Genomic DNA, 24,250 nt, shown 5'->3' with positions numbered 1-24,250 from the left:
CGATCTGACTCACTCGTCGGCGCTGCCGGGACGGGAGGAGGCTGCTGTGGCCAAGGCGGTGGCGCCGCGAGGATTCGCGCGCGAACGGGTGCTCGACGCCGCGCAGCGACTGTTCATGGAGTGCGGGGTCAGCGCCACGTCGCTGCAGATGATCGCCGACCGGTTGGGCGTCAACAAGTCCGCGGTGTACTACCAGTTCCACAGCAAGGACGACATCGTCATCGCGGTGTTCCGCCCGGTGTTCGAAGACATCACCCGGGTGATCCGGATCGCCGAGGTGATCCCGTCCCGGGAGGTGCAACGGGAGGCCACCGTGAGCGGAATGATCGAGCTAGCCGTCCGGCACCGCCGGACGACGGCACTGGTTCACACCGACCCCACCATCTCGGGCGTGGTCGAGGCCGTCGTCGAGTTTCGCGGCGCCTTTCAGGGCCTGCAGGCGATTCTGGCCGGGCCTGACCCCGACCTGGCGACGCGTACCGCGGTTGCGGTGCTGGTGCCCGGGATCTTCGGTGCGGCAGCCGATCCCGCGGTCAAGGATGTTGCCGACGAGCAACTGCACCGGATGCTGCTGGAGTGCGCGCGGCGGTTGCTCACTTGACGCCGCGTTGGCCAGACCTCAGCCGACCGGCTCCAACACCTCCACGCCCACATAGGGCACCAGCGCCGCCGGCACCCGCACGCTGCCGTCGGGCTGCTGGTGGTTTTCCAGGATCGCCACCAGCCATCGGGTGGTGGCCAGGGTGCCGTTGAGGGTGGCCGCGGTCTGCGGCTTGCCGTTGGCATCCCGATACCGGGTGGAAAGCCGACGCGCCTGAAACGTAGTGCAGTTCGACGTCGACGTCAGCTCCCGATACGTGCTCTGGGTCGGCACCCAGGCCTCGCAGTCGAACTTGCGGGCCGCCGAGGAACCCAGATCCCCGGCCGCGACGTCGATCACCCGATAGGGCACCTCGATGGCCGCCAGCATGCGGCGCTGCTGGGCCAGCAGCAGGTCGTGTTCGGCCTCGGCCTGGTCCGGCTCGCAGTAGACGAAGGCCTCCACCTTGTCGAACTGGTGCACCCGGATGATGCCGCGGGTGTCCTTGCCGTGGCTGCCGGCCTCCCGGCGAAAGCACGACGACCACCCCGCATAGCGGCGGGGCCCGGCGGAGAGGTCCAGGATCTCGTCGGCGTGATAACCGGCCAGCGGCACCTCGGAGGTCCCCACCAGATACAGGTCATCGGCTTCCAGCCGGTACACCTCCTCGGCGTGCGCCCCCAAGAAGCCGGTGCCCGACATGACGTCCGGGCGCACCAGCACCGGCGGGATCATCAGCGTGAAACCGGCCTCGGTCGCCAGGCGCACCGCCAGCTGCAGCAGGCCCAGCTGCAGTAGCGCGCCCCGTCCGGTCAGGAAGTAGAAGCGCGCCCCGGACACCTTGGCGCCGCGGGCCATGTCGATCAGCCCCAGCGACTCGCCGAGCGCCAGGTGGTCGCGCGGACTGTCGATCGCCGCCGGCTCACCGACCACGTCGAGGACGGTGAAGTCGTCCTCGCCGCCGGCGGGCACCCCGTCGATGATGACGTTGCCGATCGCCATGTGCGCGGCGGTGAACGCGGTCTCGGCGTCGGACTGCGCCGATTCGGCCGCCTTGACCTGCTCGGCGAGCTCCTTGGCCCGCGCCAGCAGCGTGGGCCGCTCGTCCGGCGAGGCACCACCGACCGCCTTGCTGGCGGTCTTCTGCGCGGCGCGCAGTGCATCGGCCGAGGAGATCGCGGCCCGGCGGCCGGCGTCGGCGGCCAGCAGCGCGTCCACCAGAGCGGGATCCTCGCCGCGGCTGATCTGGGAACGACGGACCAGCTCGGGGTCTTCGCGCAGCAACTTCAGGTCGATCACGGCTGCTAACCCTACTTTTGCGGCGGTGCCGCGGCGTGGCCGGTGCCTGCCGGGCACAACCGGATAACGGTGCGTTCGCGGCTCTTGTCAGTCGGCCCGGCTCGCCTGTCAGAATGGAGGCGATGTCGCAGGAAGCTGACCAGGAAGAATCACCGGCCGAGCCGCCGCAAGAGCGCTCGCCGCGGCGGACCTGGCTGCACACCAAGCAGGCCAGGTCGACGCGCCGGTGGCTGCTGCTGACCGCGCTGGGCGGGTTGCTGCTCGCCGGTGTCGCGACGGTCGCGCCGGTGGGCGACGAAGCCGGTCGGCTGCTGGGCGCCTTCGGGACCAATCCGCTGGCGCGCGGCGGGGCTCCGACCAACGAGGCGCTCAACCACGCCACCAGCGGAACCTGCCTGACCTGGCCGGATGGTTCGCTGAACTCCGCCACGGTGGTCGACTGCCGCGAAGACCACAAGTTCGAGGTCGCCGAAGCGGTCGACATGAAGACCTTCCCCGGCTCGGAGTACGGGCCCGGCGCGCCGCTGCCGTCGCGGGCACGCATCGAACAGATCACCCAGGAACAGTGCGAGCCCGCGGTGCACCGCTACCTGGGTCCCCGCTTCGACCCGGTCGGCAAGTTCGTGACCAGCATGCTGTGGTCGGAGTCCGCGTGGAGTCAGCACGGCGAGCGGCGGATGCTGTGCGGTCTGCAACTACCGGGCGCCAATGACCAGCACATGACCTTCAAGGGCAAGGTCGCCGACCTCGATCAGTCCAACGTCTGGCCGGTGGGCACCTGCCTGGGCATCGACCAGACCAGCAACCAGCCCAACGACGTGCCGGTCGACTGCGCGGCACCGCACGCCATGGAGATCACCGGCACGGTGAACCTGGCGGAGAAGTTTCCCGACGTGCTGCCCGCCGAGCCCGACCAGGACTCGTTCATCAAGGAAGAGTGCACCCGGCTGACCGACAGCTACCTGGCGCCGATTCAGTTGCGCACCACCACGCTGACACTGATCTACAAGACGGTCTCGTTGCCGAGCTGGTCGGCCGGCAGCCGCGAGGTGGCCTGCAGCATCGGCGCGACGCTCGGCAACGGCGGCTGGGCCACCCTGCTCAACAGCGCCAAGGGGCCGGTGCTGATCAACGGACACCCGCCGGTGCCGCCGCCGGACATCCCCGAGGAGCGGCTCAACCTGCCGCCGATCCCGATGCAGGGCAACACCGGCGCCGGGACGCCGTCCAACGGCGGTGCCGGTTCGCCGCAGCGCGGCAACCAGCACCTGCCGCAGCAACCCGCCGGACCGCCGCCGCAACAGCAGCAGCCGGCGCCGCAGCAGCCCGCGCAGCCGCCCGCCGCCCCACCCGCGCCGGCCCCCGAAGGGCCCGCGCCGGAGCCGCCACCGCCGGGCGAACCGCCACCGGGGGAGTAGCGGGTGGCCGTCCGGATGGACCCGCACCGCTTCGACGAGCTGGTTTCCGATGCCCTCGACCTCATTCCGTCGGAGCTGACCGCGGCGATCGACAATGTCGTGGTGCTGGTCGAAGACCGCAACCCGGAGGAACCCGACCTGCTCGGCCTCTATGAAGGGGTGGCGCTGACCGAGCGCGACTCCAACTACGCCGGCTCGCTGCCCGACGCCATCACCATCTACCGCGACGCGTTGCTGGACATCTGCGACTCCGACGAGGAAGTCGTCGAAGAGGTCAAGATCACCGTGGTGCACGAGATCGCTCACCACTTCGGCATCGACGACGATCGCCTGCACGAACTGGGCTGGGGCTGACCGGAGCGGCGCGCCATCCCACGACTGTCGGTGGCAGGTGCTAGAACCGAGCCATGGGTCAGCAATGCCGGGACTGCCGTGCGGGCCTGGAGCACTGCCACGGCACCCTGATTCACCATCCGCTGCACCGCTCGGAGTGCACCGAACCGGACTGTGTCGGAGCCGAATTGGTCCCGCACGCCTTCGTCGTCGATTGCGACGTGACGGGCTGCGGGTGCGGGCATTCGGTGGCGCTGGCGGTCTGATTCACCCGGCCGCGGCATCGCCGCTGGTCAGCCGGGGTGATATCGCCGGCGATAGCCGATTCCAATGTCGTGGCGCGCCTGGAAATCGGTGCCCAAGTGACCAACGTGGCCAGAGCGGCGGTCAGCCCATCGGGTCGGTGCTGGACTGCACGGCGTCGGCGACCGGGGTGGCGTCGGGCTCGGGATAGAACGGCGGCGTCAGCGACCCCCACTGCACGCAACTCCACCGTCCGTCGGTGATCGGGGCCAGCACCACCGGCTCCGCGTTGCCCAGCGGGTGGTCGACGACGAAACTGCTGTCCACGCCGGACAGCACGGCCGCGGCCAGCCGGATCGCCGCGCCGTGGCTGACGACGACGAGGTCACCGGCCCAGTCCGCGTTGTCGAGGTAACGCATCCGCAGATCGGTCAGCACCGGCACGTAGCGGTCCAGCACCTGGCTTCCGGACTCCCCGCCCGGCAGCGCGGCGCCCAGATCGCCGTTGTGCCAGCGCTGATAGACCGCGGTGAACTCGGCGATCGCCGCGTCGTCGCTGCGGTCTTCGAAGTCCCCGACCTGCGCCTCGTGAATGCCGGGCACCTCATGGGTGGCGACGTTCAGCACCCTGGAGATCTCCGCGGCGGTCTGGGCGGCCCGGGTGGCGATCGAATGCACCAGCAGCCCCACCCGCGGCGGGCCGGCCTGCGCAAACGCGCGTGCCTGTTCGCGACCCAGCTCGGTCAGCTCGCTGCCCGGTGGCCGGGTGTCGAGCCGACGTTCGACGTTGCCGACCGACTGGCCGTGGCGCACCAGCACCAGCCGCGCGCTCATGGCGGGGCCACCTTGGTCGGCCAGGAACCCAGATAACGCACATCGGTACACCGACACTGCAGCGCCCGTAGTGCCTCGGCGACGGCATCGTCGTCGACATGGCCCACGCAGTCCAGGAAGAACATGTAGGTGCCCAATTCGGTGCGGGTGGGCCGGGATTCGATTCGGGTCAGGTCGATGCCCCGGACACCGAATTCGGTGAGCGCGGCCACCAGCGCACCGGGTTTGTTGTCCAGCCGCAGCACCACCGAGGTGCGGTCGGAGCCGGTGCGCTGCGGCGGCGGACCCGGCTGGCCGACCAGCACGAAGCGGGTACGGGCGTTGGGTTCGTCGATGACACCGTCGGCCAGCGCCGTCAGTCCGCGCTGCGCACCGGCCAGTGCGGTGCTGACCGCGGCGTCAACATGGCCGTCGGCAACCTGTTGGGCGGCCGCGGCGTTGGAGTTGGCGGGCACCACTTCGGCGGCGGGCAGCTCGGCGGTCAGCCAGCGACGCACCTGCGCGGCGGCCACCGGGTGGGCGGCCACCGTCGCGATCTGCGCGGCGCCGACACCGGGCCGGGTCACGATGCTGAACTCCACGTCCAGCGTCGTCTCGGCGAAAATCTGCAACGGCGAGCCCATCGCCAGGTTGTCCAGGGTGGGCAGCACGCCACCCTCGATCGAGTTCTCGATCGGCACGCAGGCGTAGTCCACCAGCGCGTCGCGGACGGCTTCCAGCGCACCCGGGGTGGTGTCCAGCGGCACCGGTTGCGCGGCGTCCTCGCGGGCGCCGGGCACCAAACCGGCCGCGGTCAGCTGGGTCAGCGCCGCTTGGGTGAAGGTCCCTTGCGGGCCGAGGTAGGCGATGCGGGCCACCTCGCAACCCTATCGGTCAGTGCCGCGTGATGCTCTTGCGCGAGGCGGCGGGTGTAGTTAAGTTAGGCTTACCTCACTTACGAAAGGCGGCCGATGACCCGCACCGCGACCCCGACCACCGCCGAGCGGATTCGCAGCGCCTGTGTCCGAGCCGACGCGGCCCTGCTGGCCGTCGAAGGTGTCGAACCCGCCAGCGCGTTGGTGCACCACCTGCTGGACGACGGCTGCTACGCCGTCGCGGTCCCGGCCGACGGGGCGACGGCCGCCGGTCTCGCCGACGACGGCGTGCCCGCGGTGCTGGAGCTCACCGATCAGGCGCCGCTGGCGCTGCGTGAACCGGTGCGCGCCCTGGTCTGGATCCGGGGCCGGCTGCGGCGGGTGCCGCTGCCGGAGGTCGCGCCGCTGCTGGACGCGATCGCGGCGCACCATCCCGACCCGGCGCTGCTGGAGGTGCAGACGGCGTTGACCGGCGCGCCGGCGCGTTCGGTGCTGCTACGGCTGGAGATGGAATCGGTGGTGGTCGCCGACGCCACCGGTGCCGAGGCGGTGCAGGTCGACGCGCTGCTGGCGGCCAGGCCCGACCCCTTCTGTGCGATGGAGGCCTGCTGGCTGCAGCATCTCGAGGCGGTGCATCCGGAGGTGATCGCCCGGCTGGCGTCGCGGCTGCCGTCCCGGCTGCGTCGTGGCCGGGTGCGGCCGCTGGGGCTGGACCGCTACGGGATGCGGCTGCGGGTGGAGAGCGTCGACGGCGACCATGATGTGCGGCTGCCGTTCCACGAGCCGGTCGACGACGTCAAGGGTCTGGGCCGCGCCGTTCGGGTGCTGATGGGCTGCCCCTTCCTCAACGGATTGCGCGCCCGGCCGTAAACCCCGATGACTCTGCGCGGAGGGTGACGTTGTGCGTGTGCGCCACGCCCTGAACGCAGAGTCAACGAAGATGACGGCATGACCGAACGACGGGCGCTGCGGGTCGAACTCGTTGTCGTCCTCGCGGTCACCTACGGGCTCAGTGCCGCGACGGCGATCCTGCAGCTGTCCGATGCGGTGCTGCGCGACCTGGCGGCCCAGAAGGTGCCGCTGAACCCGCGACGCTCCTACTTCGACCTGATCGACCTGGGTCTGAACCTGACCTGGGTCGTGCAGCTGCTCGCCTGGGGCGCGTTGGCCGTCTACCTGCTGTGGCGCAGCGGAATCGGCCCGCGCCGCGTCGGTTTGACCCGGTTCGGCGGTGCCGACCTGCTCGGAGGCGTCGGACTGGCCGCGCTGATCGGGGTGCCCGGCCTAGGGCTGTATCTCCTGGCCCGGATGCTGGGACTCAACGCGTCGGTCATCCCGTCCGGGTTGGGCGACACCTGGTGGCGGGTGCCGGTGCTCATCGCGGCCGCCTTCGCCAATGGGTGGGCCGAAGAGGTGATCGTGGTCGGCTATCTGCTCACCCGGCTGCGTCAGCTGCAGCTGAATCCGATCCTGGCGCTAGTCTTTTCGAGTGTGCTCCGCGGTGCATACCACCTGTATCAGGGTTTCGGCGCCGGGCTCGGGAACGTAGCGATGGGCCTGGTATTCGGCTATGCGTGGCAGCGCAGCAATCGGCTGTGGCCGCTGGTGATCGCGCACGGGCTGATCGACACCGTGGCCTTCGTCGGCTATGCGCTGCTGGCCGGGCACCTGGGATGGCTGCGATGAACGAGCCGTCGGATCCGGGCCGGGAGTTGCCGCCGGTGATGCGACGGATGCCGCCGCCCGGCCAACCGGTACCGCCGGCGCCGTCGGGGCCACGACCGAGCCGGACGCTCCGGCCGCCGAGGCCGCGCACACCCCCGCCGCCGCGCAAACCCCGCACGCCGCGGTCTCGCCGGGCACGCGGTTGGGGTGGCCGGATCGTCGCGGTGCTGCTGCTGGTCGTCGTGCTGGCGGCAGGCGGCGCCGTCGCGGCCGGCGTGTGGGTGGACCTGCAGCTGCATCGCGCCCGCGTCCTGACCGAATATCCCGATCGGCCCACGGCCGGGCTCGGGATGACCTGGCTGCTGGTCGGTTCGGACAGCCGCCAGGACCTCACCCCCGAACAACAGGACAGCCTGGCCACCGGGGGAGACATCGGCGACGGCCGCACCGACACCATCCTGCTCATCCACCTGCCCGGCGTCGGGTCGAAGGCCCCGGCCACCGTGGTGTCGATTCCCCGCGACTCCTACGTGCCGATCCCCGGCTACGGCCGCGACAAGATCAACGCCGCCTACGCGTGGGGTGGGGCGCCGCTACTGGCGCAGAGCGTCGAACAGGCGACCGGGCTGCGGTTGGATCACTACATCGAGGTCGGCTTCGGCGGATTCGCCGAAATGGTCGACGCCCTCGGCGGACTGAGCGTGTGCCTGGACCAGCCGGTCAGCGACCCGTTGGCCGGCATCGACCTGCCGGCCGGCTGCCAGACCCTGGACGGACGCAGCGCCCTGGGCCTTTCCCGCAGCCGCGCCACGCCGCGCGCCGACCTGGACCGGATGATCCACCAACGGCTACTGCTGGCGGCGCTGATGCGCCGGCTGGCCGAACCGAGCGTCTGGCTCAACCCGTGGCGGTGGTGGTCGGTGTCGCACGCCGGGGTCGACGCGCTGACCGTCGACACCGACGACCACGTGTGGGATCTGGCCCGACTGGCCTGGGCGCTGCACGGGCCGGTCAGCACGCTGACCGTGCCGATCGGTGAATTCATCGACAGCGACTCGGGTTCGGTGGTGGTGTGGGACCACCAGCGCGCCGCCGAACTGTTCGAGGCGCTGGGAGCCGACGCTCCCGTTCCATCGTCTTCCTGCGCCGAAATCGACGGCGGCGTACCGAATTGCGGACAACCGCAGCCCTAGCGGCACCGCGGGGTAATCCGACAAATGTAGCCTTCGCTAACTTAGGCAACGCTGGCCTGAGTAAGTATCGCCTTGGATGACAACGTCTTTCACCTGCGGGTACCGTGTCGAACATGAGTGAGTTCGAGACCCACAGGACCAAGTTCCACGGTCTGCTGCAGGAGCAGATTTACGCGGAATTCAGTGCCGCACAGCAATATATTGCGATTGCGGTCTATTTCGACGGATACGACCTGCCGCAATTGGCCAAGCACTTCTACGCCCAGGCCGCCGAAGAGCGCAATCACGCGATGATGATGGTCCAGTATCTGCTGGATCGTGGCCTGCACGTGGAGATTCCCGGGGTGGACGCGGTGCGCAACCGGTTCGACGCGCCGCGCGACGCATTGGCGCTGGCGCTGGATCAGGAGCGCACCGTCACCGAGCAGGTCAGCCGGCTGGCCGCGGTCGCCCGCGATGAGAACGACTACCTCGCCGAACAGTTCATCCAGTGGTTCCTGCGTGAGCAGGTCGAGGAAGTGGCGTTGATGACGACGCTGGTCCGGGTCGCCGGCCGGGCTGGGGACAACCTGTTCGACCTGGAGAACTTCCTGGTCCGCGAGGTTGGCTCGGTGACGCCGGAACCGGGCGCACCCAAGATCGCCGGCGGCTAGCCGCCACGGCCTACGGCTGTAGCCAGGCCTTGGTGCGGGCCGGGTAGTTCGTCGCCAACCACGCGACACCGACGTCGCGGCAGAACGCGACGTCGTCGAAATCGTCGACCGTCCAGCAGTACACCGCCCGGCCCCGGGCCGCGGCGCGGTCCACCAGTTCGGGATGTGCCCGCAAGGTGGCGATCGACGGACCGATCGCCGTAGCGCCGACGGTGGTGGCCGCACTGCCGCCCAGCCGTCGGGACGCTTCGCCGAGCAGCACGGTGGGAAGCAACGGCGCGACGCGGCGGATCCGCCACACCGCGGCCGCGGAAAACGACATCACCACCGCCCGGGATCGATCCGCCGACGCCGGTGCGGCCAGGCCGAACCGCTGCAGCAGCGCCAGCAGCTTGCTCTCCACCAGGGCGCCGTAGCGGACCGGGTGCTTGGTCTCGATGAAGATCTTGACCGGGCGATGCCAGTCCAGCACCAGCGCGACCAGCGCATCCAGCGTCAGCAGACCGGTGTCAGCGACGGTGTCTTTTCGGCCCGGCCGGGTGCGGCTGCTGTGCCAGGCGCCGTAGTCCAATTCCCGCAGCTGGGCCAGTGTCATCTCGCTGACCAGTCCGGCGCCGGTCGAGGTCCGGTCGACGCGGCGGTCGTGCACGCACACCAGGTGCCCGTCGCGGGTCAGCCGGACGTCGCACTCGACCCCGTCGGCGCCCTCCTGCAGGGCCTGGTCGTAGGCGGCCAGCGTGTGCTCCGGGCGATCGGCCGACGCGCCGCGGTGGGCGACCACGTAGGGATGCCCGGTGAGCACCCCGTCGGCCGGCGACATGGCTCTATGCTGCCGGTTCCTGCGGCTTGGACTCAAGCACCGCGCCGTCCGCGCCGACGGGTTCCGGGGTCGGCGCCGCGGTCTGCTCGGTGACGACCACCCAGCGGTGGGCGGGCCGCTCCACCGGCCGGCGTTCGAAGCCGTCGTAGACCCGGGCGGCGGCGAACACCGCCACCATCGCCAACAAGTAGGCCAACGTCGTCGCCACGGTGTTGTCGGCGATGCCCTGCGCGTCGCTGGCGAAGCTGGTCAGGGTGGCGAAGACCGAGGTCGCCGCGCTGAAGAAGGCCGCCAGCGCGCACAGCCAGATCGGTTTGCGCAGCCGGTTTTCCTGGCCTTCGGTGCGGGCCAGCTCGGTCAGGTAGGTCAGCGGCCAGGCCATCCCGAGCAGCGGCAGCAGCAGCAGGCCCATGGCGACGGCCAGCCACCCGGTGGTGATCCGAAAATCGGCCGCGGACAGCACGATCGCCTCGGTTCGGGCCCCGGTCAACGCGATCCACGGCGGTAGCAGGCAGCCCAGCCACAGCGCCCAGTCGCCGCGGGTGGCCGGCAGATGGCGGTGGGCGAATGCGGCAGACCGGCGGGTGATCAGCCACCAGGTCAGAACCGCGGCGCAGCCGGCCGTCGCCAGGCTTGCCAGCACCGCGGCCACGATGCCCAGCCACAGCCCGGCGCCGGCAATCAGCGGATGCAGCAGTGTCGTGCGGTTGATCAGCAACAGCACGTAGCGCAGCAGGTGAACCGCGGCGGCGACACCCAGCGTGATCATCGTCGCCAACAGGGTCGCCCGCACCAACTTCGGCGACGGAACCCGCCGGGTGCCCGACGCCTGTTCGGTCGCCGCCGGGTCGATCCGGTCCACCAACCCCCATCGCGGTATGGAGGCGTAGCGCGGGGTGGGCCCCAGCGGGCGGCGGCGACGGCGCGGCGGCGGGGGAGCGCCGGGGCGCACCGCGATCCATCGGTAGCCGGTCGGCAGTTGTGGCGCGACGCGGTGCCCCGTCGGGCTCCACTGATCGGGTTGCGGCGCCTCGACCAGCGGCGCCAGCAACGCGCCGTTGCAGCGCGGGCACCACGTGCGCTGACGATCGCGCACGTTCCACCGCGTGCCGCACTGGGAGCACACTTGGATCACCGCACCAGGGTAGCTGGGGTGCGGGCGCGGGTGCGGTCAGACGGTGCCGGGGCGGCCTTCGTCGGTGACCACCGGACGCCCGGCGTGGGCCCAGGCGGCCATCCCGCCGGCGACGTTGACGGCGTCGTATCCGTTTTGCTGCAGGTACTGCGCCACCCGAAGCGACCGGCCCCCCGCGTGGCAGACGACGTAGAGCTGGGCCTCGTGATCGATCTCGCCGAGTCGCGACGGCACCTCGCCCATCGGGATGTGCACCGCGTCGGCTGCGTGGCCGCGCTGCCACTCGTCGTTCTCGCGGACATCGAGCAGCACCGTGGCCGACGATGACCCGAACGTCAGCGGCAGGTCGGCGATATCGGTCTGCGCTACCGGGTTGTGGGGATCAGCCATGGCACCGATCTTGGCACGCGCCGGCGGTACTACCTCCCGGTATCCACAATTTCCACAACTTTATCCACAGCATCGACAGGGTGCGGCGCGGTTGATGAGCGCGCATTCTGTGCGTCTGGACAGGCTTGGCTGTGGATAACACAGGGACGCGTATCGGCGTCGATCAACAGCCATAACCGCTGGGCACGGGGTGCCCGGCGGCTCCGTTGTCGCTGCCGCGGAGGACGCGTTATGATCGCGGTCACAGTGACAGGCTGTGACACATCTCACGGGCGTTGGGCTGCGGAAGTGAATTGGGGGCAGTGATGGCAGCACATCCGGTCGGACCGCGGCGCACCGCGTCGTCCAACTGGTATCCGGGGTCGATGACCTACGGCCACTCCTACCTGCTGGCCGGTCTGCGGGCCGGTTTGATCGCCCTGGTTTTGCTGGCCTTCTTCGTCGCTGTCGTCTGGTTCTGATCCGTCCCGAGTGGGTATCCCCCTCGGCGCGCGTCCGTGGGGGCCGTTCTTGCGGAGCACGCGGGCATGGAGCAAGGTTGACTACGCATAGCCCATCTGCGGACCGCCACGCGCGGACCGTCAGGAAATTGCCCACTCATCAACGACCGACGGAAGGAACCTCGTGGCTGAATACACTTTGCCCGATTTGGACTGGGACTACGGAGCGCTCGAGCCGCACATCTCCGGCCAGATCAACGAGCTGCACCACAGCAAGCACCACGCCGCCTACGTTTCGGGCGTCAACTCCGCCGTCGCCAAGCTTGAGGAAGCGCGGGCCAAGGACGACCACGCCGCGATCTTCCTGAACGAGAAGAACCTGGCGTTCCACCTCGGCGGGCACGTCAACCACTCCATCTGGTGGAAGAACCTGTCTCCCAATGGTGGCGACAAGCCCGAAGGCGACCTCGCCGCGGCCATCGACGACGCGTTCGGGTCGTTCGACAAGTTCCGGGCCCAGTTCACCGCCGCCGCCAACGGCCTGCAGGGCTCCGGCTGGGCGGTGCTCGGCTACGACAGCCTCGGTGACAAGCTGCTGACCTTCCAGCTGTACGACCAGCAGGCCAACGTCCCGCTGGGCATCATTCCGCTGCTGCAGGTCGACATGTGGGAGCACGCGTTCTACCTGCAGTACAAGAACGTCAAGGCCGACTACGTCAAGGCGTTCTGGAACGTGGTGAACTGGGCCGACGTGCAGTCGCGGTACGCCGCGGCGACCTCGAAGACCAAGGGTCTGATTTTCGGCTGAGCCGTCAACATCTAACCCGATTCGGGGCGTCGCGCATTCTCGCGTGGCGCCCCGAATTTCATTTCCATCTCGTTCGCCGTGTCTGCTTGCACACCCCGGACCCCGGGCGCATGCTGGCCGAATAAGCCATTGATTGCGGACCGAGGCGCCGCGGAGGTTGTCGATGGAGACAGGGTCAGAGCGGCGGGCGATCGAGGTCGCCCCGTTCCATTCTCGCGGTCAGCTACGCGGATTCATCATCTCCGGGCGATGGCCGGATTCCACCAAGGAGTGGGCACAACTGCTGATCATCGCCGTCCGGGTGGCGTCGATGCCGGGATTGCTTCGCACCACAACAGTATTCGGAGTTCGTGAGGAACTGCCGGAGCCTCCGCAGCCCGACACCGTCGGCCTGCTGATGGCCGAGGGGACGATCGTCGGCGAATCCGCGATTCCACCAGGTCATTTCGCCGCGCACCAACCTTCCGCCCTGTTGATGCTGCACCCGCCTTCGGAGACCACGCCGTCGCTGCCCGAGTGCAGTGGAGCGGCGTCGGGTTGTGTGCTGCTGCCCGGGCTGCCCTATCTGGGTCTCGAACATCGTGCGGCATGGGTGGAGGCCGAAGCCGACGGCACCGTGACCTCGATGGTGAGCCGGATCGGTGTCGATCCGATCGCTCACCCCGACACCGCCATCCTTGCGATGCTCCTTGCCGCATAACGGCACTGGTGCGCAGACGACGCGATTGGGCGCTGACCGCCGTGTTCGCGATCCCCGGCGACTCCCGCATCACCGACCTCAGCAGCAAAGTCCGCTCAGCACCGAGTCCGGTTGGCCAGTGATTGCCCGACGGGATGCGCGCCCTGCTGTCGGTGATCATCGGTGGCCACGCAGCCTGTGACGGTTCCCATCTGCGTGTCAGGATTCCCTTGGTATACCTTGCGGATTTCGTATTGAGTGAAGCCGCTGTCGTGTGTGCACGAAGGCGCCGATCCGCAAGGCACGGGGCCGGACACTTTTCCTCACTTCGCACTTGGTTGCGGCCGTAAACGTCGCTACCATGATCAGCAAACGATTGCATTTCGCTACCCGCTCTGGTTCTTCCAACCGTTTTTGGAGGTCATATCGATGAGCACGACGTTCGCCGCGCGCCTTAACCGCCTCTTCGACACGGTGTATCCGCCCGGCCGGGGCCCACACACATCCGCTGAGGTGATCGCAGCACTCAAGGCCGAGGGCATCACGATGTCGGCTCCGTATCTGTCGCAGTTGCGTTCGGGGAACCGGACCAATCCGTCGACGGCGACGATGGCCGCGCTGGCGAACTTCTTCCGCATCAAGCCGGCCTTCTTCACCGACGACGACTACTACGAGCGGCTGGACCGCGAGCTGTGCTGGCTGGACAGTCTGCGTGAAGACGGGGTGCGGCGGATCGCCGAGCGCGCCGTCGGTCTGTCGGCCGAAGCACAGCAGGACATTCTGGCCCGGCTCGACGAGTTGCGCCGCAAAGAACACCTCGACGGCTGATCCCGCCCTGACGTCGGGTCGCGGCGCCGTGCCGATAGGGTGAGCTCGATTACGGCCGCGCAGCGCGACAGTCGACGAGATACCGGGAGGCAGCCGGGATGAGCCTGTTCAAGCGAAAGAGTCGCGCCACCCGTCGCGCCGAAGCGCGGGCGCTCAAGGCGCGCGCCAAACTGGAAGCCCGGCTGGCCGCCAAGAACGAGATCCGCCGATTCAAAGCCACCCAGCGCACCGAAGGCAAGACGCTCAAGGCGCAACTCAAGGCGCAGCGAGACAGCGACCGGACCGCCCTGAAAGTCGCCGAGACCGAACTGAAGGCGGCGCAGGAGGGCAAGGTGTTCTCGCCGGTGCGGATACGCCGGGCGCTGACGGTGTCGCGGCTGCTCGCCCCGGTGGTGGTGCCGGTGGCCTACCGGGCGGCCATCGCTCTTCGCGGGCTCATCGACGAACGCCGCGCGGATCGACTCGGGGTTCCGTTGGCCCAGCTCGGACAGTTCTCCGGACACGGTGGCCAGCTGTCGGCGCGAATCGCCGGGGCCGAGAAGACGCTGCAGCAGGTGCAGAGCAGAAACCCCAAGGATGCGGAGACCAAGCAGTTCGTGGCCGCCGTCGGCGGCCGGCTGGCCGACCTGTCGGCGGCCGTGACCGCCGCCGAGCAGATGCCGCCGACGCGGCGCCGCGGCGCGCACGCGGCGATCTCCGGGCAGCTCGACGGGATCGACGCCGACCTGATGGCGCGGTTGGGGTTGGGCTGAGCGCCGTGGCGGGCCATCGGGTGGTTGCGCGCGCCGCGGCCGTGCTGGCGGCGACGGCGCTGTTGTGCGTTGTCAGCGGTATCGCGCCGGCAGCCGCCCATGTCCATGTCAGCAGCCCGGGTGCGGCGCGCGGCAGCACCGCGATGCTCATTTTCGAGGTACCCAACGAATCCGGGGCAGGTTCTGCGACAACACAACTCAGCATCACAGTGCCCAACATCTCGGCGCGTGCCGAGACCGTGCCGGGATGGACGGTCAGCCTGGACCGCGACGCCGCCGCCGGCACCATTCGGTCGGTGACCTGGACCGCCGTGCCGGGCGGCGGTATCGGCGCCGGCCAGTTCGGGCTGTTCCGGCTCTCGGTGAAACTGCCCGACACCGACACCGTCAGCTTCCCGGCGGTGCAGACCTACGCCGACGGCACCGTGGTGCGCTGGGACCAGCCGCCGCTGCCCGACGGCGGTGAACCCGAGCATCCGGCGCCGGTGTTGACGCTCGCGGCCTCCGGGGTGCCTGCACCCACCGAGCAGCCCGTGGCAGCGCCGTCCGCCCCGGACAACACCGCCCGGTGGCTGGCCGGTGCCGCGCTGCTGGTGGCGGCCGGTGGGGTGGCGATCGCGATCGGGCGGAGGCGGTGAGTACGCGGGTGGCCGGCGTCCTGACCGTCGGCCTGCTGCTGGTGGCGATGCTGTTCGCCGGCGGCGGCACCGCCGACGCGCACGCGGCGCTGGTGTCCACCGATCCGGCGAAAGACACCGAGCTCGCCACCGGACCCGACACGGTCAGCGCCACCTTCAACGAGCAGCTGCAACCCACCTTCGTGGCGATGACCGTGGTGGGTCCGGACCGTCACCTGTGGCAGGACGGGCAACCGAAGGTGCAGGGTGCGGTCGCCAGCATCGCGGTCCGGCCGCTCGGGCCGGCCGGCATCTACACGGTGTTCTACCGGGTGACCTCGGCCGATGGACATCCGGTGGCCGGTTCGTGGACATTTCGGCTGACCGTGGCGGGCACCGGCGAGCCGGGGCCGGCGGTGGCCGATCCGCTGCCCGCCCCGTCGACCGGCAACCCCGTCGGCGAGCTGCCGATCTGGCCGTTCGTGGTGGGTGCTGTGGTGATCGTGGGTGCCGGGCTGTGGGCTGCTCAGCGTCGACGCTGACCGGGCCCCCGCAGGTGGCCGGAACACGGTAGGGCCCGTCCTGGCATGATGGGCATCGCTGCCGGCGTACCCGAAGATTAAGGAGCAGCCGCATGCCAGAGTCGCAGGACCAGCCCGATCAGCAACCCGACGCCACGCCGGAGCCGCTCGCCGAGCCGTCGCCGCCGCCGGTACCCCCGGCCGCTTCCGAGCCGGTGCTCTCGGAGCCTCCGGTAGCGCAGCCACCCGCCAAGAAGGCGCCGGCCAAGAAGGCCCCCGCCAAGAAGGCGCCCGCCAAGAAGGCGCCCGCCAAGGCCGCCAAGAAGGCCCCGGCCAAGAAGGCGCCGGCGAAGAAGGCTCCGGCCAAGAAAGTCGCCGCGACCAACGGCGCGCCGCATCTTGCCGAGGCCGCGAAACAGACTGCCGCACAAGCGAAAACCACTGTCGATTCGGCCAAGGATCCGGTGTTGCGCCCGGCCGCGCCGCCGGCAGCCCGGAGCGGCGGTGCCCCGGTTCCGCTGCTGGCCGCGGGAGCTGTCGGTCTGCTGGTGCTGCTACTGATCCGTCAGCTGCTGCGTCGCTCCGGCGAGCAGTGAGCGTCGACGCCCGGCCTACCGCCGATCTCGTCGACGAGATCGGACCCGATGTACGCAGCTGCGACCTGCAGTTCACCCAGTACGGCGGCCGCGAGGAGTTCGCCGGACCCATTCACACGGTGCGCTGCTTCCAGGACAACGCGCTGCTGAAGTCGGTGCTGTCCGAACCCGGTGACGGCGCGGTGCTGGTGATCGACGGCGCCGGGTCGCTGCACACGGCGCTGGTCGGCGACGTGATCGCGGAACTGGCCCGCAGCAACGGCTGGACCGGGCTGATCGTCAACGGCGCGGTGCGTGACGCGGCGACGTTGCGCACGCTGGGTATCGGCATCAAGGCGCTGGGCACGAATCCGCGCAAGAGCACCAAGACCGGCGCCGGCGAGCGTGACGTCGTCGTCGAACTCGGCGGTGTCGAGTTCGTGCCCGGCCAGATCGCCTACAGCGACCACGACGGCATCGTCGTGGTGTAGCCCCTCCCCCCTTTCCCGCCGAGTGGCACTCTCACGACGCGACGCGCCGATAAGGCGTCGTGAGGATGCCGCTCGCGGGCCGGCCGGCCCATCCGGCGGCGCACATCGCCGCGTCCACCCGGGAGATAAAGGTCGCCTCGCGGTAGCGGAGCAGCTCGGCGGTGACCCGGATGATCACCCAGCCCCGCGCGCGGAGCGCCTCATGCCGGTCGATGTCGCGCTGGCGTTGCTTCGGGTCGGTCCAGTGCTGCGCGCCGTCGTACTCGATCCCGACCTTCAGATCCCGATACCCCATGTCCACCTTCGCTACGAACTCGCCGCAGTCGTCGGAGACGATGATCTGGGTCTCGGGTGCCGGAAAGCCGCCGTCGATCAGGACCAGCCGGGTGCGGGTCTCCTGGGGTGATTCGGCGCCGCCGTCGACCAGCGGTAGCCGTTCGCGCAATCGCTTCAGGCCGCGCGCACCGGGATGCGCCTCAACGACCGCCTCGACGTCGCTCACCCCGAACCCGGTGGCTCTCGCCAGGGCGTCGAGCCGCTGCACGGCATGCAGCCGCGAGGCGGTGCGCCGCCCGATGTCGAAAGCCGTTCGGGCAGGCCTAGTTACCGCCATACCGTCGACGGTGGTCCACTCCTGCGGTGTCAGGGAGTCTCTGAACACGCGCACCCTCGGCGGTGGATTGCGGTTGGCCCAAACCAGTTCGGCGTCGAAAGCCGGGCTCACCCACTTCGTCCCGAGCAGCGCCGCCGCCGAGTTACCCGCGAGCACCCCGCGGCGCCGCGACCACAACCAGGCCGCCTGCGCCCGCTGACCCGCGCTGAGCTCAACGCCCCACGGTGCATAAACGCCGGGGTAAACGGGCGTGTACAACGCGCGCATCGCCCGTTCGGGGATCACCCTGGCCGCCAGCACCTCCGGGCCGAGAAACGGCCATGCCGGTTCGTCCATGGCCGGAGTCTGGCACGTTCCGCCCGAACCGCCCGACGTGCGTTAACAGGCGCCGCGAGCGGCACTCTCACGACGCGACATGCCGTGACGGTGTCGTGAGAATGCCACTCGCCGGGAAAGGGCGGGAGCTACACCGCGACCGGCGTGCGGTGCTTGGTGAAGTGCAGCGCCGACTCGTCGACCTTGCCGCGGCGGATCAACTGCAGGTCCAGCAGATAGTTCTGCTTGAGTCGCCAGGGTGTCCGTGACCCGGCCTTCGGCAGGTAGTCCAACGCCCGCAGCACGTAACCGGGGGTGAACTCCATCAGCGGCCGCTCCTCGACGGAGTTGCCGGGGTGATTCGGCACCACGTTGTCGAAGCCGTGGGCGTCCATGTAGTTCAGCACCCGGCAGACGAACTCCGAGACCAGGTCGGCCTTCAGCGTCCACGACGCGTTCGTGTAACCGATGGTGAAGGCCATGTTCGGCATGCCGGTCAGCATCATGCCCTTGTAAGCCATGGTTTCGTTGAGTTCGACGGCCTGGCCGTTACGGCGGATCTCCGCACCACCGAACAGCTGCAGGTTCAAACCGGTTGCGGTGATGATGATGTCGGCTTCCAGCTCGGCGCCGGAGTTCAGCTTGATGCCGGTCTTGGTGAAGCGCTCGATGGTGTCGGTGACGACGTCGGCCTTACCCTGCCGGATGGTGCGGAACAGGTCACCATTCGGCGCCAGGCACAACCGCTGGTCCCACGGCTTGTAGCTCGGGCCGAAGTGCTTCTCGACGTCGTAGCCCTCCGGCAGGCGGTGCTTGGCCATCGTCAGCAGCGTCTTGCGCATGTACTTCGGGAACTTGCGCGACAGCTGGTACTGCGCCGTGGAGAAGCCGATCGCCTTCCACCGGTTCACCACGTGTGCGGCGTGCGCCGGCAGCAGCTTGTTCGCCCGCTCGGCGACCGGGTCGACCAGGGGCAGCGACCCGACGTAGGTCGGGGACCGCTGCAGCATGGTCACGTGGCCGGCGCCGGTGTTCACCAGCGACGGGATCAGCGTCACCGCGGTGGCGCCGGAACCGATGACGACGATCTTCTTGCCGGCGTAGTCCAGGTCTTCCGGCCAGTGCTGCGGGTGCACGATGGTGCCGCCGAAGTCATCGGAGCCCGGGAACTCCGGCGAGTAGCCCTCGTCGTAGTTGTAGTAGCCGCTGCAGGCGAACAGAAACCCGCAGGTGAGGGTCGTCTGGGTCCCGTCCCCCTGGTCCACGGTCAGCGTCCACTGGTTGTCGGCGTCGGACCAGTCGGCCGCGACCACCCGCTGGCGGTAGCGGATGTGCTGGTCGATGCCGTTCTCGGTGGCGGCTTCGCGGATGTAGTGCTTGATCGAGTCGCCGTCGGCGATCGCCTTCGCCGAGCGCCACGGCTTGAACCGGAAGCCGAGCGTGAACATGTCGGAGTCGGAGCGGATGCCCGGGTAGCGGAACAGGTCCCAGGTGCCGCCGAGGTCGTCGCGGCGCTCCAGGATCGCGTAGGTCTTGGTCGGGCAGCGGTCCTGCAGGTGCCAGGCGGCGCTGATGCCGGAGATACCGGCGCCCACGATGACAACGTCGAGGTGTTCGGTCATGACGCCAGATTATCAACGCGGTGTCGAGATAGTCAACACACTGTCGAAAACATCAACACCGTGTAAAGTAGCGGCCATGACCACCGCTATCAGGACCTCGCGGAGCCGGCGTTCGACGCGTCCGTCGGGCGACGACCGCGAAATGGCCATCCTGACCACCGCCGAACGGCTACTGGAGCAACGCCCGCTGGCCGCGATCTCGGTCGACGACCTGGCCAAGGGCGCCGGCTTGTCGCGCCCGACCTTCTACTTCTACTTCCGGTCGAAAGACGCGGTCCTGCTCACCCTGTTCGAGCGGGTGATCGTCGAAGCCGACTCCGCGCTGGAGGCCATGGTCGCCGACCCGCCGGCCGATATCAGGGCGCTGTGGCGCACCGGCATCAACGTGTTCGTCGAGACGTTCGGCGCACACCGCGCGGTGTCGCTGGCCGCCGACGCCGCACGCACCAACACCGACCTGCGCGAATTGTGGTCGCGGTTCATGCAGAAGTGGGTCGGCCACATCGCCCTGGTGATCGAAGCCGAACGCGCCCGCGGCGCGGCGCCGGTGACGCTGCCGGCCCACGAACTGTCGGCCGCGCTGAACCTGCTCAACGAGAAGATGATGCTGTCCTCGTTCGGCGGCGAGCTCCCGTCGGTGCCCACCGAGCGGCTGCTGGACACCCTGGTGCACATCTGGGTCACCAGCATCTACGGCGAACCGGCCTGACCCGTCACACCCGAATGCGAACATATGTTCGTGTCGGGTTTGGCCACCATCCTGCACGCGGACCTGGACTCCTTCTACGCGTCCGTCGAACAGCGCGACGATCCGGCGTTGCGCGGCCGGCCCGTCATCGTCGGCGCGGGCGTGGTGCTGGCGGCCAGCTATGAGGCGAAGGCGTTCGGGGTCCGCACCGCGATGGCCGGCAGCCAGGCGCGGCGGCTGTGCCCGCACGCCCTGGTGGTGCCGCCGAGGATGGCCGCCTACACGCAGGCCAGCGACGCCGTGTTCGAGGTGTTCCGGGACACCACGCCGCTGGTCGAGCCGCTGTCGGTGGATGAGGCGTTCCTCGACGTGAGTGGGCTGCGCCGGGTGTCGGGGGAGCCGGTGCAGATCGCGACCCGGCTGCGCGCCCAGGTGCGCGACCGGGTCGGCCTGCCGATCAGCGTCGGGATCGCCCGGACCAAGTTCCTGGCCAAGGTCGCCAGTCAACAGGCCAAACCCGACGGGCTGCTGCTGGTGGCGCCCGATCACGAGCTGGCGTTCCTGCACCCGCTGCCGGTGCGCCGACTCTGGGGCGTGGGTGCGGTGACCGAACAGAAGCTGCGCGCGCACGGCATCGACACCGTCGGGCAGGTGGCCGAGCTCAGCGAGTCCATGCTGGCGTCGCTGGTGGGCGGCGCGATGGGCCGACAGTTGTATGCGCTGTCGCACAACATCGACCGGCGCCGCGTCCACACCGGGGTGCACCGCCATTCGGTGGGCGCGCAGCGCGCGCTGGGGCGCGCCGGATCGCGGACACTCGGCGAGGTCGACGCCGTGGTGATCGGGTTGATCGACCGGATCACCGGCCGGATGCGGGCGGCCGGGCGCACCGGGCGGACGGTGGTGCTGCGGCTGCGGTTCGACGACTTCAGCCGGGCCACCCGGGCGCACACCCTGCCCGCGGCGACGTCGTCGACGGCACCGATCCTGGCCTCCGCCCGCGCCCAGGCCGCCGTCGCCGCCCCGATGATCGCCGAGCGTGGGCTGACGCTGATCGGGTTCGCGGTATCGAATATCGACCGTGGCGGTGCTCAGCAGCTGGAGTTGCCGTTCGACACCCGGGAGCGGCCCGCGGTCGACGACGCGATCGACCGGGTGCGACGGCGCTATGGCTCGGCGGCGCTGACCCGCGGCGTGTTGCTGGGCCGCGACCCGGGACTGGAGGTGCCGCGGCTGCCGGACTGAATCAGAGGAATTGAGCCGTGACGAACCCGGCGAGCAGCACCGCGAATCCGCCCATTTCGCCGGCGATCAGCAGGAACATGCTGGCGTGCAGCCCGAAATCCGGGTGCTCGAACTGATTGGTGGTGTCGCGCAATGCGCCGTGGATGATGTAGCTGGCGATGGCGGCGACGAAGAAGAACACCACGACCATCGCCGCGGTCAGGTTGACCCAGGTCGGCCAGCCGCTGAGTTCGACGAACGCCGCCAGCAGCAAGGTGGCGAAGGAGTACAGCAGCGCGGCCCGGTGGGCGATGTCGACATAGGGATGGGCCAGGTGGTTCGCGGTGGTGGCCATCTGCTGGTACTTCCACACCCCCAGGCCCAGGGCCAGCAGGAAGATCAGTCCGGCGGCCAGCAGCGTGATGAGCGTGTCGATACCCAGGTGCGCGCACACAAGGTGCGAGTGTAACCCGACTTATGCCGCGGCCCACGCCAGCAGCCGGTCCACCGGCCAGCTGTTGACGATCCGGTCCACCGGCACGTCGGCGTCCAGGGCCCGCTGGGCGCCGTAGCCCAGGAAGTCCAGCTGGCCCGGCGCGTGCGCGTCGGTGTCGATGCTGAACACGCAGCCGATCTCCAGCGCCAGGTGCAGCAGCCGCGTCGGCGGGTCACGACGCTCGGGGCGGCAGTTGATCTCCACCGCGGTGTCGTGATCGACGCAGGCGGTGAACACCTTCTCCGCGTCGAACTTCGATTCCGGTCGCTGTCCGCGCCCGCCGGTGACCAGCCGTCCGGTGCAGTGACCCAGCACGTCGACGTGGCCGTCGGATACGGCCCGCACCATCCGTCGCGTCATCGACGCGGCATCCATCGACAACTTCGAGTGCACGCTGGCCACCACGATGTCGAGCCGCTGCAGCAGGTCCGGGTCCTGGTCCAGGCTGCCGTCGTCGAGGATGTCGACCTCGATGCCGGTGAGAATCCGCATCGGCGCGAACTGCTCCCGCAGCCCGTCGATCACGTCGAGCTGTTCGCGGAGCCGCTCAGCGGACAGGCCGTGGGCGATCGTGAGCCGCGGCGAGTGGTCGGTCAGCGCACAGTACTCGTGGCCCAGGGCGGCGGCGGTCGCCATCATCTCCGCGATCGGCGCGGAGCCGTCCGACCAGTTGGAATGCAGGTGCAGATCCCCGCGCAGCGCGGCACGGATCTCCCCGCCGCCCAGATCCGCTGCGGCACCGCGTAATTTCACCAGGGTGTCGGGCTCGCGGCCCGCCCACGCCTGGGCGATGACGGTGGCGGTCTTCGGCCCGATACCGGGCAGGCTCTGCCAACTGTTGGCGTCGCCGTGACGCTGCCGGGCGGCTTCGTCGAGGCCCTCGATGACGTCGGCGGCGTTGCGGTAGGCCATCACCCGCCGCGTGTCCTCACGGGCCCGGTCCTTGTAGTAGGCGATCTGCCGCAGCGCGGCTACCGGATCCATGCATCCCAGTGTGCCGGGTGATCGGAACCGCTGCCGAGTGGTTGGCAACCAGCTCCTCGGCGAGTGTGCGCTTTCATCCGGCGTGAGCGGCGAGTCGCGTATGAAACCACACAGTCGGTGGGGGCTAGGCTCGATCACGTGCGATTCGCGTTCAAAACCTCCCCGCAGAACACCACCTGGGCCGACATGCTGGCGGTCTGGCAGGCCGCCGACGACATCGACGTCTACGAATCCGGCTGGACCTTCGACCACTTCTATCCGATCTTCAGCGACTCGTCCGGGCCCTGCCTGGAGGGCTGGACGACGCTGACCGCGTTGGCGCAGGCCACCACCCGGTTGCGGCTGGGCACCCTGGTCACCGGCGTGCACTACCGGCACCCCGCCGTGCTGGCGAACATGGCTGCTGCACTGGACATCATCTCCGGTGGACGACTGGAACTGGGTATCGGCGCGGGCTGGAACGAGGAGGAGTCCGGCGCCTACGGCATCGAATTAGGAAGCCTCCGTGAGCGTTTCGACCGCTTCGAGGAGGCCTGCCAGGTGCTGACCAGCCTGCTCAGCCAGGAGACGACAACCTTCCAGGGCACCTACTACCAGCTCAAGAACGCCCGCAACGAACCCAAGGGCCCGCAGCGCCCGCACCCGCCGATCTGCATCGGCGGCAGCGGTGAGAAGCGCACCCTGAAGATCACCGCGCGCTACGCGCAGCACTGGAATTTCGTCGGCGGCCCGCCGGAGGAGTTCGCCCGCAAGCGTGACGTGCTGGCCGCGCACTGCGCCGACATCGGGCGCGACCCCAAGGAGATCAGGCTGTCCGCCCACCTCCGGTTGGACGACGATCGCGATTACGCGAAGGTGGTCGCCGACGCCGCCGCACTGGGCGCCGAAGGCCTGGATCTGGCAATCGTCTACCTGCCCACGCCGCACACGCCGGCGGTGCTGGAACCGCTGGCCGAGGCGATCCGGGAGTCGGGGCTGCGGTAGCGGCGGAAGGTCGGCTGGCAAACCCGCGGGAGCGGTGTCGAGGCGGGCTAGAACCCGAAGCGCATCAAGTCGTCCGGGGTCACCAGACGCTCGTGCTTGGCGGGAAAGCCGCGGCTTTTCATCGGATGCCGAAGCAGTGTCCAGGCGATACGTCCCATGCGTGACCGGGATATCGAGTTGATGTGCACGACGAACA

At 69.3% G+C, this 24,250-nt stretch carries 30 protein-coding genes; 20 read left to right on the top strand and 10 right to left on the bottom strand.

The genetic code is table 11. The features are described 5' to 3' along the window. Positions 1-46 precede the first annotated feature (46 nt). Complete coding sequence (locus tag AC5Y36_RS06380) at positions 47-601, top strand: TetR/AcrR family transcriptional regulator (RefSeq protein ID WP_500040083.1); 555 nt, start codon at positions 47-49, stop codon at positions 599-601. Positions 602-619: 18 nt separating this feature from the next. On the opposite strand, the gene serS is transcribed toward AC5Y36_RS06380, so the two are convergent. Beyond that, positions 620-1,879 (bottom strand): serine--tRNA ligase, encoded by a 1,260-nt coding sequence (gene serS / locus AC5Y36_RS06375; RefSeq protein ID WP_500040026.1) that lies wholly within the window; start codon positions 1,877-1,879, stop codon positions 620-622. Between the two features lie 113 nt (positions 1,880-1,992). On the opposite strand from serS, the gene AC5Y36_RS06370 reads away from it, so the two are divergent. Genes AC5Y36_RS06370 through AC5Y36_RS06360 form a run of 3 tightly spaced genes read left to right on the top strand, consistent with a single transcriptional unit; the run spans position 1,993 to position 3,896 of the window. Beyond that, entirely contained in the window at positions 1,993-3,297 is a 1,305-nt protein-coding gene (locus tag AC5Y36_RS06370) for a septum formation family protein (protein WP_500040025.1), read from the top strand. A 3-nt stretch (positions 3,298-3,300) separates the two neighbouring features. After that, complete coding sequence (locus AC5Y36_RS06365; RefSeq protein WP_500040024.1) at positions 3,301-3,651, top strand: metallopeptidase family protein; 351 nt, start codon at positions 3,301-3,303, stop codon at positions 3,649-3,651. A gap of 53 nt (positions 3,652-3,704) precedes the next feature. Continuing rightward, entirely contained in the window at positions 3,705-3,896 is a 192-nt protein-coding gene (locus tag AC5Y36_RS06360; protein ID WP_500040023.1) for a hypothetical protein, read from the top strand. Between the two features lie 121 nt (positions 3,897-4,017). Here the strand turns inward: AC5Y36_RS06360 and AC5Y36_RS06355 are convergent, their stop codons facing one another. After that, positions 4,018-4,707 carry a histidine phosphatase family protein gene (locus tag AC5Y36_RS06355; RefSeq protein ID WP_500040022.1) on the bottom strand — a complete coding sequence of 230 codons (690 nt, stop codon included), beginning with the start codon at positions 4,705-4,707 and terminating at the stop codon, positions 4,018-4,020. Next, on the bottom strand, positions 4,704-5,564 hold the full coding sequence (gene pheA / locus AC5Y36_RS06350) for a prephenate dehydratase (RefSeq protein WP_500040021.1): 861 nt from the start codon (positions 5,562-5,564) through the stop codon (positions 4,704-4,706). Before pheA ends, AC5Y36_RS06355 begins: the two co-directional genes overlap by 4 nt. A 93-nt stretch (positions 5,565-5,657) precedes the next feature. Here pheA and AC5Y36_RS06345 point away from each other — a divergent pair, with 93 nt between their 5' ends. The 4 genes from AC5Y36_RS06345 to AC5Y36_RS06330 all read left to right on the top strand — a co-directional run bounded on the left by AC5Y36_RS06345 (position 5,658) and on the right by AC5Y36_RS06330 (position 9,072). Further along, positions 5,658-6,431, top strand: coding sequence for a DUF2470 domain-containing protein (locus AC5Y36_RS06345; RefSeq protein ID WP_500040020.1), 774 nt, complete (start codon positions 5,658-5,660; stop codon positions 6,429-6,431). A 78-nt stretch (positions 6,432-6,509) separates the two neighbouring features. Next, complete coding sequence (locus AC5Y36_RS06340; protein WP_500040019.1) at positions 6,510-7,247, top strand: CPBP family intramembrane glutamic endopeptidase; 738 nt, start codon at positions 6,510-6,512, stop codon at positions 7,245-7,247. Continuing rightward, positions 7,244-8,419: an LCP family protein gene (locus tag AC5Y36_RS06335; RefSeq protein ID WP_500040018.1), complete on the top strand. Its 1,176-nt coding sequence runs from the start codon at positions 7,244-7,246 to the stop codon at positions 8,417-8,419. Before AC5Y36_RS06340 ends, AC5Y36_RS06335 begins: the two co-directional genes overlap by 4 nt. A gap of 113 nt (positions 8,420-8,532) precedes the next feature. Continuing rightward, complete coding sequence (locus tag AC5Y36_RS06330; RefSeq protein WP_500040017.1) at positions 8,533-9,072, top strand: ferritin; 540 nt, start codon at positions 8,533-8,535, stop codon at positions 9,070-9,072. 10 nt (positions 9,073-9,082) lie between these two features. On the opposite strand, the gene AC5Y36_RS06325 is transcribed toward AC5Y36_RS06330, so the two are convergent. From AC5Y36_RS06325 to AC5Y36_RS06315, 3 genes are read right to left on the bottom strand one after another with little or no spacing between them, the layout of a single operon-like run. Next, on the bottom strand, positions 9,083-9,892 hold the full coding sequence (locus AC5Y36_RS06325; RefSeq protein WP_500040016.1) for a glycerophosphodiester phosphodiesterase: 810 nt from the start codon (positions 9,890-9,892) through the stop codon (positions 9,083-9,085). 4 nt (positions 9,893-9,896) lie between these two features. Then, positions 9,897-11,027: a DUF4328 domain-containing protein gene (locus tag AC5Y36_RS06320; protein WP_500040015.1), complete on the bottom strand. Its 1,131-nt coding sequence runs from the start codon at positions 11,025-11,027 to the stop codon at positions 9,897-9,899. Positions 11,028-11,063: 36 nt separating this feature from the next. After that, positions 11,064-11,417, bottom strand: a complete 354-nt coding sequence (locus AC5Y36_RS06315; protein WP_500040014.1) for a rhodanese-like domain-containing protein — start codon at positions 11,415-11,417, stop codon at positions 11,064-11,066. A gap of 305 nt (positions 11,418-11,722) precedes the next feature. Here AC5Y36_RS06315 and AC5Y36_RS06310 point away from each other — a divergent pair, with 305 nt between their 5' ends. The 9 genes from AC5Y36_RS06310 to rraA all read left to right on the top strand — a co-directional run bounded on the left by AC5Y36_RS06310 (position 11,723) and on the right by rraA (position 17,128). After that, positions 11,723-11,878: a hypothetical protein gene (locus AC5Y36_RS06310; protein ID WP_500040013.1), complete on the top strand. Its 156-nt coding sequence runs from the start codon at positions 11,723-11,725 to the stop codon at positions 11,876-11,878. Between the two features lie 163 nt (positions 11,879-12,041). Then, a complete protein-coding gene (locus AC5Y36_RS06305) occupies positions 12,042-12,665 on the top strand; it encodes a superoxide dismutase (RefSeq protein WP_500040012.1) in 624 nt (207 codons plus the stop codon). A gap of 163 nt (positions 12,666-12,828) precedes the next feature. Then, positions 12,829-13,365, top strand: coding sequence for a peptidase (locus AC5Y36_RS06300; protein ID WP_500040011.1), 537 nt, complete (start codon positions 12,829-12,831; stop codon positions 13,363-13,365). 408 nt (positions 13,366-13,773) lie between these two features. Continuing rightward, complete coding sequence (locus AC5Y36_RS06295) at positions 13,774-14,172, top strand: transcriptional regulator (RefSeq protein WP_500040010.1); 399 nt, start codon at positions 13,774-13,776, stop codon at positions 14,170-14,172. 98 nt (positions 14,173-14,270) lie between these two features. Further along, positions 14,271-14,924 carry a DUF6474 family protein gene (locus tag AC5Y36_RS06290; RefSeq protein WP_500040009.1) on the top strand — a complete coding sequence of 218 codons (654 nt, stop codon included), beginning with the start codon at positions 14,271-14,273 and terminating at the stop codon, positions 14,922-14,924. A gap of 5 nt (positions 14,925-14,929) precedes the next feature. Next, the gene (locus AC5Y36_RS06285) at positions 14,930-15,562 is read left to right on the top strand and encodes a YcnI family protein (RefSeq protein ID WP_500040008.1); all 633 of its coding nucleotides are present in this window, start codon (positions 14,930-14,932) and stop codon (positions 15,560-15,562) included. Between the two features lie 47 nt (positions 15,563-15,609). Continuing rightward, entirely contained in the window at positions 15,610-16,083 is a 474-nt protein-coding gene (locus AC5Y36_RS06280) for a copper resistance CopC family protein (protein ID WP_500040082.1), read from the top strand. Positions 16,084-16,175: 92 nt separating this feature from the next. Continuing rightward, positions 16,176-16,658 (top strand): Rv3852 family protein, encoded by a 483-nt coding sequence (locus tag AC5Y36_RS06275; protein ID WP_500040007.1) that lies wholly within the window; start codon positions 16,176-16,178, stop codon positions 16,656-16,658. Further along, the gene (gene rraA, locus AC5Y36_RS06270; RefSeq protein WP_500040006.1) at positions 16,655-17,128 is read left to right on the top strand and encodes a ribonuclease E activity regulator RraA; all 474 of its coding nucleotides are present in this window, start codon (positions 16,655-16,657) and stop codon (positions 17,126-17,128) included. The genes AC5Y36_RS06275 and rraA overlap by 4 nt, the downstream gene beginning before the upstream one ends. A gap of 31 nt (positions 17,129-17,159) precedes the next feature. Here the strand turns inward: rraA and AC5Y36_RS06265 are convergent, their stop codons facing one another. Continuing rightward, positions 17,160-18,077 (bottom strand): DUF559 domain-containing protein, encoded by a 918-nt coding sequence (locus AC5Y36_RS06265; protein WP_500040005.1) that lies wholly within the window; start codon positions 18,075-18,077, stop codon positions 17,160-17,162. Between the two features lie 128 nt (positions 18,078-18,205). Continuing rightward, positions 18,206-19,678 carry a flavin-containing monooxygenase gene (locus tag AC5Y36_RS06260; RefSeq protein ID WP_500040004.1) on the bottom strand — a complete coding sequence of 491 codons (1,473 nt, stop codon included), beginning with the start codon at positions 19,676-19,678 and terminating at the stop codon, positions 18,206-18,208. Positions 19,679-19,754: 76 nt separating this feature from the next. Between AC5Y36_RS06260 and AC5Y36_RS06255 the strand changes: the two genes are divergently transcribed. Further along, the gene (locus AC5Y36_RS06255) at positions 19,755-20,387 is read left to right on the top strand and encodes a TetR/AcrR family transcriptional regulator (protein WP_500040003.1); all 633 of its coding nucleotides are present in this window, start codon (positions 19,755-19,757) and stop codon (positions 20,385-20,387) included. A 24-nt stretch (positions 20,388-20,411) separates the two neighbouring features. Then, the gene (gene dinB / locus AC5Y36_RS06250) at positions 20,412-21,611 is read left to right on the top strand and encodes a DNA polymerase IV (RefSeq protein WP_500040002.1); all 1,200 of its coding nucleotides are present in this window, start codon (positions 20,412-20,414) and stop codon (positions 21,609-21,611) included. A gap of 1 nt (position 21,612) precedes the next feature. On the opposite strand, the gene AC5Y36_RS06245 is transcribed toward dinB, so the two are convergent. Together AC5Y36_RS06245 and AC5Y36_RS06240 are read right to left on the bottom strand one after the other, a co-directional pair. Beyond that, on the bottom strand, positions 21,613-22,044 hold the full coding sequence (locus AC5Y36_RS06245) for a hypothetical protein (protein WP_500040001.1): 432 nt from the start codon (positions 22,042-22,044) through the stop codon (positions 21,613-21,615). A 21-nt stretch (positions 22,045-22,065) separates the two neighbouring features. Then, complete coding sequence (locus tag AC5Y36_RS06240; protein ID WP_500040000.1) at positions 22,066-23,070, bottom strand: PHP domain-containing protein; 1,005 nt, start codon at positions 23,068-23,070, stop codon at positions 22,066-22,068. Positions 23,071-23,208: 138 nt separating this feature from the next. On the opposite strand from AC5Y36_RS06240, the gene AC5Y36_RS06235 reads away from it, so the two are divergent. Further along, positions 23,209-24,054, top strand: coding sequence for an LLM class F420-dependent oxidoreductase (locus AC5Y36_RS06235; protein ID WP_500039999.1), 846 nt, complete (start codon positions 23,209-23,211; stop codon positions 24,052-24,054). The last annotated feature ends 196 nt before the right edge of the window (positions 24,055-24,250 follow it).

This window comes from Mycobacterium sp. NGS50, from assembly GCF_059812545.1.
Note: the sequence above shows the minus strand (reverse complement) of the source record. Positions and strands in the feature narration are given on the sequence as shown.

Excerpts from the sequence above, each read along its gene's own strand:
- AC5Y36_RS06310 (WP_500040013.1), top strand. The coding sequence starts at position 11,723 with ATGGCAGCACATCCGGTCGGACCGCGGCGCACCGCGTCGTCCAACTGG.
- AC5Y36_RS06255 (WP_500040003.1), top strand. The coding sequence starts at position 19,755 with ATGACCACCGCTATCAGGACCTCGCGGAGCCGGCGTTCGACGCGTCCG.
- AC5Y36_RS06340 (WP_500040019.1), top strand. The coding sequence starts at position 6,510 with ATGACCGAACGACGGGCGCTGCGGGTCGAACTCGTTGTCGTCCTCGCG.
- AC5Y36_RS06360 (WP_500040023.1), top strand. The coding sequence starts at position 3,705 with ATGGGTCAGCAATGCCGGGACTGCCGTGCGGGCCTGGAGCACTGCCAC.
- AC5Y36_RS06345 (WP_500040020.1), top strand. The coding sequence starts at position 5,658 with ATGACCCGCACCGCGACCCCGACCACCGCCGAGCGGATTCGCAGCGCC.
- AC5Y36_RS06260 (WP_500040004.1), bottom strand. The coding sequence starts at position 19,678 with ATGACCGAACACCTCGACGTTGTCATCGTGGGCGCCGGTATCTCCGGC.
- AC5Y36_RS06370 (WP_500040025.1), top strand. The coding sequence starts at position 1,993 with ATGGAGGCGATGTCGCAGGAAGCTGACCAGGAAGAATCACCGGCCGAG.
- AC5Y36_RS06265 (WP_500040005.1), bottom strand. The coding sequence starts at position 18,077 with ATGGACGAACCGGCATGGCCGTTTCTCGGCCCGGAGGTGCTGGCGGCC.
- AC5Y36_RS06325 (WP_500040016.1), bottom strand. The coding sequence starts at position 9,892 with ATGTCGCCGGCCGACGGGGTGCTCACCGGGCATCCCTACGTGGTCGCC.
- AC5Y36_RS06330 (WP_500040017.1), top strand. The coding sequence starts at position 8,533 with ATGAGTGAGTTCGAGACCCACAGGACCAAGTTCCACGGTCTGCTGCAG.
- AC5Y36_RS06290 (WP_500040009.1), top strand. The coding sequence starts at position 14,271 with ATGAGCCTGTTCAAGCGAAAGAGTCGCGCCACCCGTCGCGCCGAAGCG.
- AC5Y36_RS06300 (WP_500040011.1), top strand. The coding sequence starts at position 12,829 with ATGGAGACAGGGTCAGAGCGGCGGGCGATCGAGGTCGCCCCGTTCCAT.
- AC5Y36_RS06295 (WP_500040010.1), top strand. The coding sequence starts at position 13,774 with ATGAGCACGACGTTCGCCGCGCGCCTTAACCGCCTCTTCGACACGGTG.
- AC5Y36_RS06280 (WP_500040082.1), top strand. The coding sequence starts at position 15,610 with ATGCTGTTCGCCGGCGGCGGCACCGCCGACGCGCACGCGGCGCTGGTG.
- AC5Y36_RS06335 (WP_500040018.1), top strand. The coding sequence starts at position 7,244 with ATGAACGAGCCGTCGGATCCGGGCCGGGAGTTGCCGCCGGTGATGCGA.
- AC5Y36_RS06315 (WP_500040014.1), bottom strand. The coding sequence starts at position 11,417 with ATGGCTGATCCCCACAACCCGGTAGCGCAGACCGATATCGCCGACCTG.
- AC5Y36_RS06355 (WP_500040022.1), bottom strand. The coding sequence starts at position 4,707 with ATGAGCGCGCGGCTGGTGCTGGTGCGCCACGGCCAGTCGGTCGGCAAC.
- AC5Y36_RS06240 (WP_500040000.1), bottom strand. The coding sequence starts at position 23,070 with ATGGATCCGGTAGCCGCGCTGCGGCAGATCGCCTACTACAAGGACCGG.
- dinB (WP_500040002.1), top strand. The coding sequence starts at position 20,412 with ATGTTCGTGTCGGGTTTGGCCACCATCCTGCACGCGGACCTGGACTCC.
- AC5Y36_RS06275 (WP_500040007.1), top strand. The coding sequence starts at position 16,176 with ATGCCAGAGTCGCAGGACCAGCCCGATCAGCAACCCGACGCCACGCCG.